This is a genomic window from Pseudomonas putida, assembly GCF_028682175.1.
GTDB classification, from domain to species: domain Bacteria; phylum Pseudomonadota; class Gammaproteobacteria; order Pseudomonadales; family Pseudomonadaceae; genus Aquipseudomonas; species Aquipseudomonas putida_AD.
This window is the reverse complement of the sequence record NZ_JANHKS010000004.1, coordinates 101,332-116,332: the sequence shown is the minus strand read 5'-3', so window position 1 is coordinate 116,332 and position 15,001 is coordinate 101,332. Positions and strand designations below refer to the sequence as shown.

12 protein-coding genes are annotated in these 15,001 nt (G+C 58.7%); 4 read left to right on the top strand and 8 right to left on the bottom strand.

The genetic code is table 11. The features are described 5' to 3' along the window. Positions 1 to 188: 188 nt before the first annotated feature. The 3 genes from NPS29_RS04685 to NPS29_RS04675 all read right to left on the bottom strand — a co-directional run bounded on the left by NPS29_RS04685 (position 189) and on the right by NPS29_RS04675 (position 4,912). Positions 189 to 476 carry a hypothetical protein gene (locus NPS29_RS04685; RefSeq protein WP_274131013.1) on the bottom strand — a complete coding sequence of 96 codons (288 nt, stop codon included), beginning with the start codon at positions 474 to 476 and terminating at the stop codon, positions 189 to 191. Between the two features lie 597 nt (positions 477 to 1,073). Continuing rightward, a complete protein-coding gene (locus NPS29_RS04680) occupies positions 1,074 to 3,881 on the bottom strand; it encodes a TrlF family AAA-like ATPase (protein ID WP_274131011.1) in 2,808 nt (935 codons plus the stop codon). Between the two features lie 236 nt (positions 3,882 to 4,117). After that, entirely contained in the window at positions 4,118 to 4,912 is a 795-nt protein-coding gene (locus tag NPS29_RS04675; RefSeq protein ID WP_274131009.1) for an HNH endonuclease, read from the bottom strand. Positions 4,913 to 5,133: 221 nt separating this feature from the next. On the opposite strand from NPS29_RS04675, the gene NPS29_RS04670 reads away from it, so the two are divergent. Further along, the gene (locus NPS29_RS04670) at positions 5,134 to 5,568 is read left to right on the top strand and encodes a DUF6632 domain-containing protein (protein ID WP_274131007.1); all 435 of its coding nucleotides are present in this window, start codon (positions 5,134 to 5,136) and stop codon (positions 5,566 to 5,568) included. Positions 5,569 to 5,636: 68 nt separating this feature from the next. Here the strand turns inward: NPS29_RS04670 and NPS29_RS04665 are convergent, their stop codons facing one another. Then, complete coding sequence (locus tag NPS29_RS04665; RefSeq protein ID WP_274131006.1) at positions 5,637 to 6,200, bottom strand: carboxymuconolactone decarboxylase family protein; 564 nt, start codon at positions 6,198 to 6,200, stop codon at positions 5,637 to 5,639. Positions 6,201 to 6,333: 133 nt separating this feature from the next. Continuing rightward, a complete protein-coding gene (locus tag NPS29_RS04660) occupies positions 6,334 to 7,251 on the bottom strand; it encodes a DMT family transporter (protein ID WP_274131005.1) in 918 nt (305 codons plus the stop codon). 115 nt (positions 7,252 to 7,366) lie between these two features. Here NPS29_RS04660 and NPS29_RS04655 point away from each other — a divergent pair, with 115 nt between their 5' ends. Continuing rightward, positions 7,367 to 8,308, top strand: a complete 942-nt coding sequence (locus NPS29_RS04655) for a LysR family transcriptional regulator (protein ID WP_274131004.1) — start codon at positions 7,367 to 7,369, stop codon at positions 8,306 to 8,308. Positions 8,309 to 8,425: 117 nt separating this feature from the next. Then, positions 8,426 to 9,301 carry an alpha/beta hydrolase gene (locus tag NPS29_RS04650; RefSeq protein ID WP_274131003.1) on the top strand — a complete coding sequence of 292 codons (876 nt, stop codon included), beginning with the start codon at positions 8,426 to 8,428 and terminating at the stop codon, positions 9,299 to 9,301. On the opposite strand, the gene NPS29_RS04645 is transcribed toward NPS29_RS04650, so the two are convergent. Next, positions 9,295 to 10,227 carry an alpha/beta fold hydrolase gene (locus NPS29_RS04645; protein ID WP_274131002.1) on the bottom strand — a complete coding sequence of 311 codons (933 nt, stop codon included), beginning with the start codon at positions 10,225 to 10,227 and terminating at the stop codon, positions 9,295 to 9,297. The two genes, NPS29_RS04650 and NPS29_RS04645, sit on opposite strands and share 7 nt — an antisense overlap. A gap of 184 nt (positions 10,228 to 10,411) precedes the next feature. Here NPS29_RS04645 and NPS29_RS04640 point away from each other — a divergent pair, with 184 nt between their 5' ends. Beyond that, complete coding sequence (locus NPS29_RS04640; RefSeq protein ID WP_274131145.1) at positions 10,412 to 11,356, top strand: GlxA family transcriptional regulator; 945 nt, start codon at positions 10,412 to 10,414, stop codon at positions 11,354 to 11,356. 10 nt (positions 11,357 to 11,366) lie between these two features. Here NPS29_RS04640 and NPS29_RS04635 read toward each other — a convergent pair whose 3' ends face one another. Both NPS29_RS04635 and NPS29_RS04630 read right to left on the bottom strand, forming a co-directional pair. Continuing rightward, positions 11,367 to 13,436, bottom strand: coding sequence for a hybrid sensor histidine kinase/response regulator (locus NPS29_RS04635; protein WP_274131001.1), 2,070 nt, complete (start codon positions 13,434 to 13,436; stop codon positions 11,367 to 11,369). 97 nt (positions 13,437 to 13,533) lie between these two features. Further along, positions 13,534 to 14,994 carry an MFS transporter gene (locus NPS29_RS04630; RefSeq protein ID WP_274131000.1) on the bottom strand — a complete coding sequence of 487 codons (1,461 nt, stop codon included), beginning with the start codon at positions 14,992 to 14,994 and terminating at the stop codon, positions 13,534 to 13,536. Between the last annotated feature and the right edge of the window lie 7 nt (positions 14,995 to 15,001).

Here is a 15,001-nt window from a genome sequence, read left to right as displayed (position 1 = left end):
CGACCGAGTCATGGCGGCCAACGAGAAGAACCGTGGAAGGAAGCTAGGGTGAGAACTGCCACAACGTGCAATATCCGGGTCTGACAGTTATCGGATATTGCAAATGTGTCTTTCCACGCTCCAGGGCTCTAAACCAAGCCTTTTCGCTGATTAGCGTCAATCTGGCCGTGACTCGCTCCATATGTAGATCAAATGCCTTTCATGCACTTGCGGACATCGTCGTCGATCACATTCCCAGGCTTGATGCAGTCCCTTAACGGCTTCTCATCCTGCAACGCCTCGAACTCAGCTCGCTGCCTGTTCTTACAGTTCTGATTCATGGCCTTGCCAAGCGCCGAGGTGTCGCCTTTGTAGGATTCGCACATCGATGCATTGGCGAGCCGTTGCATCTGGATGACCATAGGCAGCGTCACGGGATCTGCAGCCCATGTGCTGGAATGAATGCAAGCCAGGAGAATGAGCGCCGCGTGTTTCATTGTTCGTCCTTGAGTTGGAAAGTGAAGCTGGTGATCTGGTGGGTGCGGATTGTAAGTGGGTCTGGGTGGTGAGAGACAAGCGTCGTGATTGGCATGGCGATGATGGAGAGCGTTGGGATGGGATTGGTCAGTATGTGGGTGTGGTGAATGGGATGAACTGGGTGCTGACAGGATTGGGGGTTTTGGAGCCTTTCAAAGCGAGACACCCAGCCTCGGGAAACGGATACGCAGTTACGTATAATGTATATTATGTTAAATAGCGTATTAGACACGTTCGCTCATCGCGTGTCCAAATCCACTAACCCCCGGTCGGTTTTGCACAAAACCCCGTTTCCACGAAAATCGGTCATTTGCTGCCCCATCCTCACGCCTTCTCTCAGATGGTCGTTTCACTAAGCTCCGTTTCCAACCACCACCGCCTGAAACGTCCTGCTGACTGGCTAGCCCCGCATACGTCTGCTAAACAAGGTTTTCATCAGCATGGAGAGATGTGTCTTCCATGCTGATGAATTGCGGCCATGCTTCAGAACGTTTTTCTTACGTTTTCAGCCTTCAACCCCTTCACAGATCATCCAGCTCCACCGAGCACCGATGGCTTCAAAAATGATATTTCTGCAGTCGACGGCGGAACGCTTCCTCAGACCCCTCCATGATGTCCAATACGGCCGATGACGTTTCTTTCCGATCGAGGCCGCCTTGAGCTCTCACTCGCCCCTTCCCTTGATGCGAGTCCAAGGCAAACACAAACTCAGCATCAGCGTTCACCGGCAGGTTCGCGTTGTGGGTCGCCAGGATGAGCTGACGCGCCTGTTTTGCCTGGCGCAACAACGGCACGAGCTCCTTGTAGATGAAACTGGCGTCCACCTCGTCTTCGGGTTGATCAATCACTATAGGGCCGTCCCCCATCACCAGCAGCATGTGGAGGATCGCAGTATTACGCTGGCCTTCGGAGAGTTGGCCACCCTCCAGATTTCCCACCAGCGTTTTATCGGCCCGGTAAAGCTCAATGTCTACGACATCCGGAATCCGGCTCAGGCAAAAGTTTTGCCAAACCTCATCCTGCTTGAATAGATAGTCACCAATTTCACCCTGGAACTGCTTCAACACTTCAGGGCCGTTCTCGGGGTGCCTCAAGACATCCTCAATGTGCACCCAAGGAGAAACGGGCTTGTTCGGTTCGGCAACAAAACTGTTGAGCAGCTCAATACCGATGGTGAACCACTCCTTGCCGATGCGAGTGCGCCTATCCGGCTCAATACTCATCCAAAGGGTTTCAAAGGCCGGCTGGTAAGCCATTGGTCTTACCGAAACCCGTATAGAGCCTCCCGTCTTACTGGTGAGCTCGGTGGCAGCTGCCACGCGACTTTGGGTCTGCGCCTCCCAGACAGCAAAAAGTTGCGCCAGGGAGGCGTCCAAGGCTTTCTCGGTACCGTCCAGGACATGGCGCTGGCGGTTCTTTTCATCAAGAGCAAGCTGTTTGGCCTGCTTGCTACGATCAAGATCTTGCAGGCGGCTCACGTCCTGCGGCTGAATACCCTTCTTCGCACAGGCATCAATAAACGCCCGTTGCGCGGTGTCGAGGGCCTGAATTGCCTCATGCCGCTCCACGTTTTGACCGAACAGCGTCTCAGTCTCGGCGGCCAATTCACCTAGAATGACGGAGAGCTTCTCCTTGAATCGACTCCGTAATGCCTCAGCCTCTTTTGCGTGACCGGCAATCCAGCTGGAGTGAGGCCAGGCCTCGGCAATGACGGTCTCATTGACAGGAACAGCATCCAAGGACGTGCCGGCTGCCTTGAGGATATCGAGATCAGCATCTGCTCGATCACGGAGGTCTTGAAGGAAGCGCTTTGCGCGTTGTGCTTGCTGGTACGCGAACGCCTCTTGTTGCACGTCTTTACGTGCCTGCCACTGACGCTCAAGCTCCACCAGCTCCTGTGAAAGCGTGACGACCTGTTCGGTGATGGCGTTTACCTGACTGCGAGCTGCAAACAGCCTTTTGATCTCAGCAATGAGCGTGCGCTCTTCTCCGGCCAACCTGTTCAGCTCGTCGATGCACGCCTCGTCCAGCATCGTCAGCAACTGAGGTTGACCGTTTGGGGCGGTGAGGTCGCTCAGTTGTTGCTGGCTGTAGAACTGAACCGGAATATGGCGCAAGTACGTCGTAAGGTCGTGAGCCTCACCTTGGATGAGGGAAATCCCTGCTGCAGGTGAGAATTGAAGTGTATCGACCTGGCCGGGGATGCCTTCCCATTCAACCTGAATCACGGCACTGTCCAACAGCGTATCTTTTGCCCGATTCGCCTTGGTAACCGTTTTCTCCGAGAGTGAGCCCCCCTGCTCACGAGCAAACATCATCCGAAGCAGTTCCAGGATTGTGGACTTGCCCGTACCACGAGCGCCAATCAACGTATTCAGGTTCGGGGAGAAGACCAGTTGCTGATCTTGGAGATAGCGGGTGTTGGATACGCTGATCGAGCGTATGCGAGGGTGCCGTTCCAAATCACTGGGGCGACTGTCCTCAAGGCAAATTCTGGAATCTGGATCAAGGAACGCCTGTTTCAGTGCGGCAATCGATGGCTTCGAACACTTAACCCAGCTGTGACGGTAGCCCAGGGAGTTTGCCTTTGGGCTTCCGTGCTCATCCGTCTTGAGTGATTTAGCATCCGACGACCGCACGAACGCTGGCTGTTGACCTGGCCGCGACCACTGAGGATTACTTCCATTCAAGATGCTGGCGGTTTTAGGCCCCAGCGGATACTGAGTGAGCTCGACGGCATACAGGTCGGGATTTTCGTAGTCTGGACGATGTGAGGCGTCGGCAAACATTCCGTCATTTTGGTCGGCGTGAGCAGGAATGACGAGCCCGCCATATTCCTTCTGAACAATATCGATCAACTCCGCGAGGCTCACGGTACTGTTACGGTGACGAAGAGGGCGAGGTTCACCACGGTCAAACCGGTCAGGCTCCGCGAGCCCGAGCTTGGTCAGCACCCGATTGACCTCAATCAAATCTAGAGCATTGCTCGTAGTCTCAAACAGGCAAAGAACGTGGTACCCGATGTCCACCTCAAAGCCTGGGAAGAACGAAATCGGCGACCGACCCACCTCTCTTGCGACCGATTTGTTCTGCCTCAGCAAATGGGTCAAAAACCAGTCATTGGGGTCAGACTGCTCAGAAAAATTGTGATCCGTTAGGCCGATGATCTGCAGTTCGAGTTGATGGCACCGACGAAGGAAGATCCGAGCCTTGTCTTGAATACCTTCTTCAGAGATCACCCCGTTGACTTTGGGTCGCCTGGGATTGCCCAGCCGCAGGTCAACGTCGTCCCAGTTCTTGCTGTCCTCAGGAGTCTGAACCTGAAAGTCAGCCTTGAACCACCGCATCCCTTGATAATCACTCACTGCCCTACTCCATTGAATTCTATATACCGGACGTATTCTCGGCTCTGCTGCAATCCGTGCACGCCCCGGCCAAGCACGGGCCGGTTCTGCTCTCCACTCAATTGAACCACACGCGTCCGGACGGACTAATACCGCTGACTGGCACGATGAGATGCAGGGCTAAGTTCGCTCGCTATCTACACATAGCGATAGGCATCACCTGCAGCAGCGGCAACACCTATCCTCCGGGTGTCGGATTAAAAAACCCAGCCCCGTTCAGCGTGGTGCTTCTCAATGAATTCGGAACCCGGCGCCAGTTCTAGCTTTGAGGGCAAGCGCATTTTTTTGAGATGCAGGTCTACCGAGATAACTTTATCAAAGGGGGTGTATGGTTCTTCCGTCATCTCAGGGTCAGCGAATCGGATACGGTGCTCCAAGTCGATAGTAATCCAGTCCTTGTCGAACAGTGAGTGATGTAGGCTGTTCAGGAGGATGCCATTTCTGACGTCTAGGCGATGTTCCGGCGCACAGACTGACCATGGAACGATGTGACACGCCTCTAGACCCTCTAGAAAGGTGGCCTCCGTGAATGCACAGCGGAAGTCGTAGCACCTTAGGAGCGCATCGCGAAACATCACCTGAGCCATGCCACGCGATTTCACCAGCCGCATGACCGCCCCTGAGCTGCTCGGGTTTGTCGCTAGCTCATCGATCAAACTGCCATATACGCTGCCATCTGCTGCGAACGCAAAAGGATTTTCGATGGACTGCCAGGCAAACCCAAATACAGCATCAAGCCCCTCCGCCAGGCGGTTGAGGTCGTATGCCGAAAAACCGGAGCCTATCTGGCCTTTTCGATCAGTTACCAAGATCGTCAATGGAAGAAGCTTTTCCGTCTGGCAATGCTCTTGGATCAACCCAAGAACGTATCTTATGGGGCGGTGATGAATGCCGATGGCGGCAGCTAACTCCCCGTATGTGATAGAGCGGCGAGCCCTCGCGTGCTCTATCAACACATTCCAGGCATAAAAGGCGCGTTGGGCTTGATTCACCAATTTGAGATTTCCTATGTCCATATCGGGATTAGATGATGACAAGGTACCGAAGGGAACGCAGCCCCCAGCCTCATGGTTTCCACGGTGGTCACGTCGAATCTGCCATATTGCTGCTGCATCCCAACCGCTTTCGTCCGGCCACTCGCAACGTAAATGTCACGCCTTTTTGAAAACGGCTTCTACACTGCTAAGTACCCAGCCGCTCATGAGGTGTGCCCATGCCCCACATTGAGCACCATGCCATCGATAGCCTCAAGTATCTGCGGGTCGTTCTGATTCTGGCCGGCCTCGCGTGCCTTGCCCTCTACCCACTCATGTTGTTTTGGCCTTCCGGCTGGGCTTGGCATAACGGTCACTCGGACTACCCGATGATGATCGTTGGCATCTACGCCACACTTGGCGTGTTCTTGATTTTGGCCGCACGTGATCCACTCGCCAATCTGAGTCTGATCTGGTTCACCGTCTGGTCTAGCGCCATACACAGTGGAGTCATGGCCGTCCAGGCGCTCACCCAGCCGGCGCAGATGGGACACTTGGCAGGTGACGTGCCGGCACTCTTCATTGTGACGGTGGCCTTGGCCATCTTGACGCCTCGTCATCCTCCGGAGCCCGGGGTACCTCATCACCGGGCAATCGGTCGAAATGGCGAATAGCAAGCTGGATGGATGTGATGGCATCGAACCCGCTTCGTTCGTTGCTGCTCATCCTGTCGAATGAGCAGTCATTCCTCATCAAAAGGCAGAGGGGAATCGGAATCACGTCGGACGTCAAAGACATTCAAGGTCATCGCCACCAACGCGTAATACCCGTACACCCCGACAAGTTCGACCATCGCTGACTCTCCAAAAAGCGCGACACCTTGCTCATACAGTGCAGCATCCACTCGCCGGGTTTGATAAAGCGACTGACCGATCTCATACACGCACTGTTCGTCAGCACTGCTGAAGACCGGTGTCTGCTGCTGCCTGAGAGACTCGATCACAGCGTCGGAGATTCCAGCGTCTCGGGCGATGGGTTCATGAATCTGCCACTCGGCCTGGGAGCGCCACCAGGCAGCCGTTGTGAGAATGGCGAGTTCAGTCAGCCGGAGTTCTAACGCAGTGCCGTATCGACAGAACGCTCCTAAACGCTGCGCGTGGTCGGCCAACTCCGGGCTGTGGATCCAGGCCAGGAACGGGCCATCCAGATTACCGCGAGGCCCTTTCAGAATGTCGGCCAACACGCGCTTCTGGTCTTCGCTCATCTCGTTCGGCTGCAGTGCTGAAAGACGTGATTGAATGTCCATCGTTTACTCCTTACAGATTTGAGTCGCTACATCACGCTCGAACCCAGGCCTGGCGCAGTCGGCCAATCGAACCTGCATACAAAAGGGATACTGGGCTGCAGCCTCGCTATCTCGATTCACCGCAGACAGTCTGTCAAGCACCAGGAGCCGCTGCCTTCAACCGCAAGAACGACCAATTGTTACTGGCAAGAATGCACGATGCAAAAATCAAAACTCCCCCTATCCAGCTTTGTAAGGTGATCGGCTCATTGAGCCAGAGCATGGCAAAGATCCCGCCGAATATGGGTTCGCTACCCATCAGCAACGAGACTCTCGTGGGGTTGCTTCGCTTTATCGCGTAATTCTGGGCAAAAAAAGCAAACAGCGTGCATGCCATGACCAGGTAGCCGATGTAGCCCCAGAAAGCCGTGGGGTCGGAGATCTGGGCAAGGCTTTCCAGTGGCGCAGCCATGGTGAGAAACGTCAGCAATATGCAGCCCAATGCCACGACCCCAGACTGCAGTGCAGTCACGGACAATGCTGGAATCTGGCTGCTTTGGACGACGCGCTTGATCAGGCAAACCTGCACTGCCCTACCCAACGCAGCCAGCAAGATCAGCGCATCACCCGCGTTGATTTGGAAATGACCGTGCTGGGTCATGAGTACCGCACCGATTACGGATATGCCTACCGCCAGCCACTCTAGTTGGGTCGGCCTTCTTTTCAGCCAGAACCACTCGACCAAGGGCGTGAGCATTACGCAAAGGCTGATGAGAAATGCCGCATTTGTGGCGGACGTGTAAAGCAGTCCGAATGTCTCGCTCAGAAAAATCGCCAGCAGCAGAAACCCCGTGCTCAGCAGTCCCAGAAATCCCTGCAGTGATAATCCAGCCAGTTGCCGTAGCGCTGGGCTCAGGATGATGAAGGTGATTCCGAATCTCAGGGCCAACAACCCCAGCACTGGGTAAAACACCAGAGCGGACTTCACTACGCCATAGCTTGTGCCCCACACCACGGCTACGGCCAAAAGCATGAGGTCGCTGATGAATAACGTTTTACTGCGGTTGATCATTGGTACGCCCCTTTGTCTAGGCGGGCAGTATTGAGCCGCACCCAGGGCAAGACAACGCATCTGCGCGACACATGAGTTATGCTGCGGTTGCACAAATCACACTAGTGAAATGATCATGACCCCTGCCCAGCTACATGAATCTCTAGCCGACATGGCGCTGCTGGTGCGTGTCATCGATGCGGGTAATTTCTCGGAGGCGGCCCGCCAGCTCGGTAGCCTGCCCTCCTCGGTGAGCCGGCAGATCAAGCGCCTGGAACAGTCCTTGGGCGCACAACTGCTGGAGCGTACAACGCGGCGGCTTCGTCCGACTGAGGCCGGGATGGAGGTCTATCGCCACTGCAGCCGCATGCTTGAAGCCGCCAACAGTGCAGTAAACGTCGCGGGAGAGCTCGCCTCCTCGCCCAGAGGCCGGGTCAGGCTGAGCGCGCCTACGCAGTTTGCGCGGACAGTATTGCACCCGCTTGTGCCGACATTTCTGGGCCTCTATCCGCAGATTGACGTGCAGTTGGTCTACAACGACCTTGACGCCGACCCTCTGGCGGATGATGTGGACCTTGTGATTCGTCTCACCAATCGCCCGCCGCAAGGGCTGGCTGGGCGTCCGCTTGGAAGGGTTCGCTGGCTTCTTTGCGCTTCACCCGGGTATTTGCAGCGCCATGGCCTCCCGACGGTTCCATCGGACCTGGCGCAGCATCAGTGCGTGTATCTGGGGGAAACGCCTGATGACAATCACTGGAGGCTCCGACAGGGAGATCGAACTCAGTCTGTCCATGTCAAAGGTCGCTACATCGCAAATCACGCCGGCGCGCGATTGAGTGCGGCGGAGCAGGATCTGGGTATCGCAAATCTTCCAGATTTCATCGCCAGAGACGCCCTGCAGAGTGGGAGAGTTATTCACGTATTGCCTGAGTGGGAGCTGGATCCGGGCAAGTATCATGGTGAGATCTGGTTGCTCTACCACCCGACGCGCTTCCTGCCTGCGAAGGTGCGCGTACTCATTGACTATCTGATCGCTCGTGTCAGTCAACAGTCATACCCTTCAGGGGCCGAGCGGTAGCCTGTCTTCTAACGGCTAACATGGACGCGGCGTTGTCGTCTGCCCAGCGTTCAGAAAACACCCTGAATTCATACCCAACCCCGCAGTCCTAAACCAAAGCCCCTCAGAGTGCCAACCATGATCAGGATTGCGTTACGCATATGTGTTGTCGGCGGGCTGTTGGGCCTGTTGCTGGGCTGTTCACCTCTGAAAGTGCTAAACGCCTTCACGCCCGGTGGCACTTTCAGCAAGGCATCGGACTTGAAGTACGGTGACGATCCGCGCAACCGGCTGGATGTCTACACGCCGATCAACCTCGCGGCCGACGCGCCGGTAGTGGTGTTCTTTTATGGCGGCAGTTGGAACAGTGGTTCGCGCAGTGACTACAGCTTTGTCGGCGAGGCGCTGGCGGCACGGGGTATCGTGGCGGTGCTGGCCGACTACCGGCTGTATCCTCAGGTCCACTACCAGGGCTTTCTCGAAGACAGCGCGAGCGCGGTGGGCTGGGCTCGCGAACATATTCGCCAGTACGGCGGTGATCCGGGCCGGCTTTACGTCATGGGTCATAGCGCCGGCGGCTACAACGCCGCGATGCTGGCGCTCGACCCCAAATGGCTGGCCGCCGTGGGCATGAAGCCTTCGATGCTCAGCGGCTGGATCGGTCTGGCCGGGCCCTATGACTTTCTCCCCATTGAGAACCCGGAAGTGAAACCGGTCTTCTACTTTCCGAATTCACCCCCGGATTCTCAACCGATCAACCACGTCAGCGCCCTCTCGCCGCCTGCGCTGTTGATAGCCGCGAAGGATGACACACTGGTCAACCCCGAGCGCAACACCGGCGGCATGGCCCGACTTCTGCGCGGCCAGGGTGTGCCCGTGCGCGAGCTGTATTTCTCCAAGCCTGGCCACGGCACGTTGATCGCTGCATTCTCCCGCCCGATGCGCGGACTGGCACCGGTGCTGGATGAGGTGGTGGCGTTCATTCACAGCCGGGATCAGACATTGGTCTACTGACTCACGCCAATGCGCGCCATGAACGCGCGAGTCAATCCCGCCATCTGCTCGGTCTGCTCATCGAGGGCAAAATGTCCCGCCTCTAGAATGTGTACTTCTGCGCCTGCCACATCGTCCTTGTAGCGCAGGGCCCCGGGCACAATGAACGAGGGGTCGAATTTGCCCCACATGACCAGCATGGGCGGCTGATTGTCTTTCAACCACCGCTGCCATTTCGGGTACGAGGCGACGTTGTTGCGGTAATCCAGCAGTAAGGCTGACTGTATCTCGCGCTGGCCGGGCCGAGACAAAGCCGCAAACTCGTCTTCCCATGCATCAGGGTTGTAGCGCTCGGGATGAGGGCTTGTGCCCAGGTGACGTTGTTTCGTGCCCTCGTATCCGGTGAACCCATCGACTTGCTCGGGGTGCTCCGAAGGTGCCTTCCAGTATTTGGCAATGTTTACCCACTTGGCGCCAAGCCCTTCATCATAGGCATTGGCGTTCTGAATGATGATGCCATGGAGTTTCTGCGGGGCGTTGAGAATCATCCGAAAGCCCACCGGACCGCCGTAGTCCTGCATGAACAGCGTGTACTTGTCGATATGCAACTGCGTCAGCAGCGTTGCCATGGTTTCGGCCAGGTGGTCAAACGTATAAGCGTAAGCCGCCGGGGAAGGCGCGTCGCTTCTGCCAAATCCGGGGTAATCGGGTGCAATCACGTGATACTTGTCAGCAAGCAGCGGTATCAGCGAGTCCCACATCCGTGAGGAGGACGGGTACCCGTGAAGGAGCACCAGCACGGGGGCATCGGCAGGGCCGGCCTCGCGGTAAAAAACCCTTACGCCGTCTACGCTGGCCCAGTGATAGGACGCGGACTTGCTGGTGTACGGGATGGAGGCCACGGGTTCTGCCGCTTGCGCTGACTGGGTAAGGGTAAACGTTGTCACGAGGGCACCTAGCAGGCTGAGGGTTCGGAGGTTCACTTGGATCGATCTCGACTGTTTGCATTTCCCGGCGAAATGCACTTGCCGTCAGCGTGAACGCATTGCCGGTTCGACACCATTGGCCCAATTACCCTTTTTCATTATTATTGGGCCAACATCGATCAGGCCACCTCCCGTGACAAAAACACTGAACGTCTGCGTCATTGCCTTCAACGGGATCAGCCCCTTTCACCTTTCCGTCCCTTGCCTGGTGTTCGGCAAAGACCGGCGAGTGGGTGATTCGCCCTGGTTCAAACTGGCTGTCTGTGCAGGTGAGGATGGGGTTTTGATGACCAACGCTGGCTTCGCCATCCAGTGCGATCATGGGCTGGACCAGGTCAGCCGTGCTGACATCGTCGTGGTTCCGAGCTGGAGAGACGTCAACGCCCGCCCACCGGACGCGATTCTCGACGCGCTCAATGCAGCGCACGCCCGAGGCGCGCTGGTGGTCGGGCTTTGTCTGGGCGCGTTCGTCCTCGCGCATGCAGGTCTGTTGAACGGCAAACAGGCCACCACTCATTGGGCGTGGGCGGCACAGCTGGCGCAAGACTTCCCACAGATCGACGTGGATGCCAAGGTGCTCTACGTCGAACAGGACCAGGTCCTGACCTCGGCAGGCGTGGCCGCAGGGCTCGACTGCTGCATCCATATCGTCAGGCGAGCCTATGGGCGTGAGATTGCCAACACCCTCGCCCGTCGCCTGGTCGTGTCGCCACACCGCGAAGGCGGCCAGGCGCAGTTCATCGATCAACCTGTCCCTCAGGGTGCCAGCGATCAGCGCCTGAGCCTGCTTCTGGACTGGCTGCGGGCGAACCTTGGAGAGGCGTTGTCAATCGACCAGGTGGCGCAGAGGCTAGCGATGAGCCGGCGTAGCTTCACGCGCCACTTCAAGCAGATCACCGGTTCGACGTTCGGCAAGTGGCTGACCAATGAGCGAATCAAAGCCGCCCAGCAGCAGCTTGAAACCACCCACGACAGTGTCGAGAAAATTGCCACCGTTTGCGGATTTGGTACAAGCCTTTCTCTGCGCCAGCACTTCTCGGCAGTCGTGGGAGTGAGCCCGACGAGTTACCGAAAGACGTATCGGCGGTAGGCCGGAGGCGTCAGCCCCTACTCAGCAACTCCGCCACCCTGGCCGTCAACGCATCCAGTGCAAACGGCTTGGTGAGCACGGCGGTCGGTGGCGATGCGGGCATGTGGACTGGCATCGCTGGCTCGGCGTATCCGGTCATGAACAGCACGGGAAGGCCAGATCGACACCCGCGGCCTTCTTTTGCCATCTGACGGCCGTCTGCACCGCCAGGCAGGCCGACGTCGGTTACCAGCAAATCGATTGGCGTGTCGGAGCGCAACAGCTTGAGGCCGGCCTGGCTGTCGGCCGCCTCGATCACGACGTAGCCCAGGCTGCTCAACGCCTCGCTGACAAACAGGCGAACTGTAGGCTCGTCATCGACCACCAGCACGGTCTCGCCCGATGCCACCGGGCCCATCTGAGCCGCTGGCTGCATCTGATCAGGGGATTTCAGCTCGGCCGGATGATACGGCATCTGCAAGCAGACCCGGGTGCCCTTGCCTTCCTCGGACTCGATCCTGACCTGCCCGCCCGACTGCTTGGCAAAGCCATAGACCATGGAAAGCCCCAGCCCTGTCCCCGCCCCGACGGGCTTGGTGGTGAAGAAGGGTTCAAACGCCTTCGACAGGGTTTCAGCACTCATGCCCGTCCCGTTGTCGGCCACGGTGATGGTCAGGTAGGTGCCCGGCGCCAGGTCCGGGTCCAGGCCATCGCCCTCCTCCTGGACCTGATTGGAGGTCTGGATGGAAATCTTCCCGCCGTCCGGCAGCGCATCTCTGGCGTTGATGCAGAGGTTCAGCAAGGAGTTTTCGACCTGGGCCTGATCGACCAGGCAGGTGCTGAGCGCTGCATTCAGTTCGACGCTCAGGTCGATGCCAGGCCCCACGGTGCGGCGGATCAACTCTTCCATCTCGGCGATCAGCACATGCACGTCGGTGTGTTCGGGAAGCAGGGTCTGCCGGCGGGAAAACGCCAGCAAGCGGTGAGTCAGTGCCGCTGCGCGCTGGGCCGCGCCATAGGCCACCGACACGTAGCGTTCGACGTCAACCGTGCGGCCCTGATTGAGTCGCAGCTTGATCAGGTCCAGGCTGCCGGTGATCCCGGCCAGCAGGTTGTTGAAGTCGTGGGCGATGCCGCCGGTGAGTTGGCCGATCGCTTCCATCTTCTGCGACTGGCGCAACGCAGCCTCTGCCGCCTCGCGCTCCGCGACCGCTTGAGCGACGCGCACCTCCAGCGTCCGGTTGAGCTCCAGCAGCGCGTTCTCGGCGTGTTTCCTGTCGCTCACGTCGATCGAAGAACCCACCAGGCCGATGACCTCGCCCGCGTCGTTCAGCAGCGGGGCCTTGGCAGAGAGCCAGGTCGTTGCCGACCCGTCGGGCATGTCGACCCGTTCCTCGATCTGTTCGGCCACACCGCTGCGCATGATGCGCTGATCGGTCGCCATCACCTGCCGGGCCTGGGCCTTGTCTTCGAGGATTTCCAGGTCCGTCTTGCCCAGGTAAAACTCGGGCGGCTTGCCGATCAGCTCGGTGGTGCCGTGGTTGGCCACCAGTAGCCGCCCTTCCAGGTCCTTGGCGTAGATAACCCCCGGAACCGCTGCAGTGAAGGTGCGCAGCATGGCCGACATTCTGTCGCGCTCGGCTTCGGCGGCTTTGCGCGACTCGATGTTCATCAGCACGCCGGGAAAGCGGATTGCTTGCCCTTGGGGATTGAGTTCGGCGCGACCGTTGGCCTCGACCCAGCGGTAGAATCCGTCGTCCTGGCGAACGCGATATTCACAACGAAACGCGCCGCCTCTGGCCATGGTGGCCTCGATTTCAGAGGCCAGGCGATCAACGTCCTCGGGGTGAATCGAGGAAAACGCTTCGGCGATGGGAATGCCGGATTTGCAGCGCTCCACCGGCAACCCGAACGAGCGGGCAAAGCGTTCGTCCGCCGTCACGCGGTCGCTGAGAATATCCCACACCCAGGTGCCGATGATGGCCCCCGCATCGAGGGCCAGTTGAAGACGCTCGGACGCATCTGCCGGGAATTCGCAAGCCTCAACCAGAGCGGACGTACCCGCCGGTTGAACAAGCGGCTCAGAGTTGCCTTGTTCCATTCCCAACCTCGTTCCCGCGTCATCTGCAAAACGTGCAGGATACGCGCTGGAGCCGGTCAGGCGAAGGCATGGCAGATGAAATGCCTTGTTGCGGGCATCACTGCGGCGGCCTGATTGTCGCCGCCATCCCGGCCTGCGCGGCAGGTTGGCGCACCAGGGTGATGCTCAGCAGCATGCCGGCGCCAAGGCAGAGGGCGATGCACGCCAAGGCGATCTTGAAAGCCTCGGTGATGGCTGCGGGGTCCGTGTCGGTACCCAGTGCGCTGTAGAAGATCCCGCCGATCACGGCCACGCTCAGCGCCGTGCTGATTTGCAGCGTGGAGCTGACCACGCCGGCGATCATCCCCGAATAGGCCGGCGCTACCCGTCCTGTGACCATGCGCATGAGGGTCGGCAGCGCGAGCCCCTGGCCGAAACCGATGGTGAACAGCAGCGGCGCCAAGAGCATCGAGGCCGGGTGCATACCGATGGGCGTCGTCGTGATAAGCCACAGCAGCCCGAGCAAACCGGCCGACTGCAGCCCCATGCCGAAGGGGTTCACGTACACCCCGAATGCGCGGCGAAACAGTGGCGTGAGCAGCGGCCCGAGCAGAAAGCCTGCGCCGAAGGGCAGGAACACCAGCCCGGCGCTCAGTGCCGAGGTGTGCAGCGCGCCTTGCAGGAACACCGAGAACAGCAGGAAAAATGGCGCGATTGCGTAATACAGCAGTGCAACCACCAGCGCCCGGCCCAGACCTGGCGCCTGCAACACGGCCGGATCCACCAGGGGCGATCCACCGGCACGGCCGAGACGAGTTTCATACCGCCAGAACAGCAACGCCAATACCGGCATCGCGATCAACAAGACCCAGGCCCACAGCGGCCATCCGGCCTCCCTCCCCTCGATCAGCGGGACGATCAGCGCCCCCAGGGTCAGCACCGACAGCGCCATGCCGCCCGGATCGAGCCGGGTGGCGTTGCGCGCGCGGGTTTCTTTGAGCACCCGGATGCCAAACAGCAGCACCAGCGCCGCAACCGGCAGGTTCACCAGAAAGATGACCCGCCAGCCCAGGCCGAACAGGTTCAGCGAAATCAAGACGCCTCCCAGTGCCTGCCCGACCACCGAAGCCAGGCCGAACACCGCGCCATACAGGCTCAGCGCCAGCGGCTTTTCAGCTTCGGGGAAGATGGCCTGCACCGACGCTAGCGCCTGGGGCGCCATCACTGCCGCCGTGATGCCCTGCAAGGCGCGCCCGATCACCAAGGCCCAGGGCGACCCTGCGCAACCGCAGAGCAGCGACGCGGCGGCAAAGCCGATCAGGCCGATGAAAAACATCCGGCCACGGCCATAGATATCACCCAGTCGTCCGCCGGTGATCAGGGTGACGGCGTAGAGCCCGGCATAGGCTGAAATGACCAGTTGCTCGGTGGACGCTGAAGCGCCCAGGTCCTGCCTGATCGATGGCAGCGCGACATTGATGATGAAAAAATCCAGCGGCGGCAGGAACGCGCCCACTAGCAGGATCACGAACATGGCCCAACGGCGCGGGTCAGGCAGGGAAACATCTTCCCGGGACATGGAAAGC

Coding starts and splice junctions, on each gene's coding strand:
- NPS29_RS04685 (WP_274131013.1), bottom strand. CDS start 476: ATGAAACACGCGGCGCTCATTCTCCTGGCTTGCATTCATTCCAGCACA.
- NPS29_RS04670 (WP_274131007.1), top strand. CDS start 5,134: ATGCCCCACATTGAGCACCATGCCATCGATAGCCTCAAGTATCTGCGG.
- NPS29_RS04665 (WP_274131006.1), bottom strand. CDS start 6,200: ATGGACATTCAATCACGTCTTTCAGCACTGCAGCCGAACGAGATGAGC.
- NPS29_RS04660 (WP_274131005.1), bottom strand. CDS start 7,251: ATGATCAACCGCAGTAAAACGTTATTCATCAGCGACCTCATGCTTTTG.
- NPS29_RS04655 (WP_274131004.1), top strand. CDS start 7,367: ATGACCCCTGCCCAGCTACATGAATCTCTAGCCGACATGGCGCTGCTG.
- NPS29_RS04650 (WP_274131003.1), top strand. CDS start 8,426: ATGATCAGGATTGCGTTACGCATATGTGTTGTCGGCGGGCTGTTGGGC.
- NPS29_RS04635 (WP_274131001.1), bottom strand. CDS start 13,436: ATGGAACAAGGCAACTCTGAGCCGCTTGTTCAACCGGCGGGTACGTCC.
- NPS29_RS04630 (WP_274131000.1), bottom strand. CDS start 14,994: ATGTCCCGGGAAGATGTTTCCCTGCCTGACCCGCGCCGTTGGGCCATG.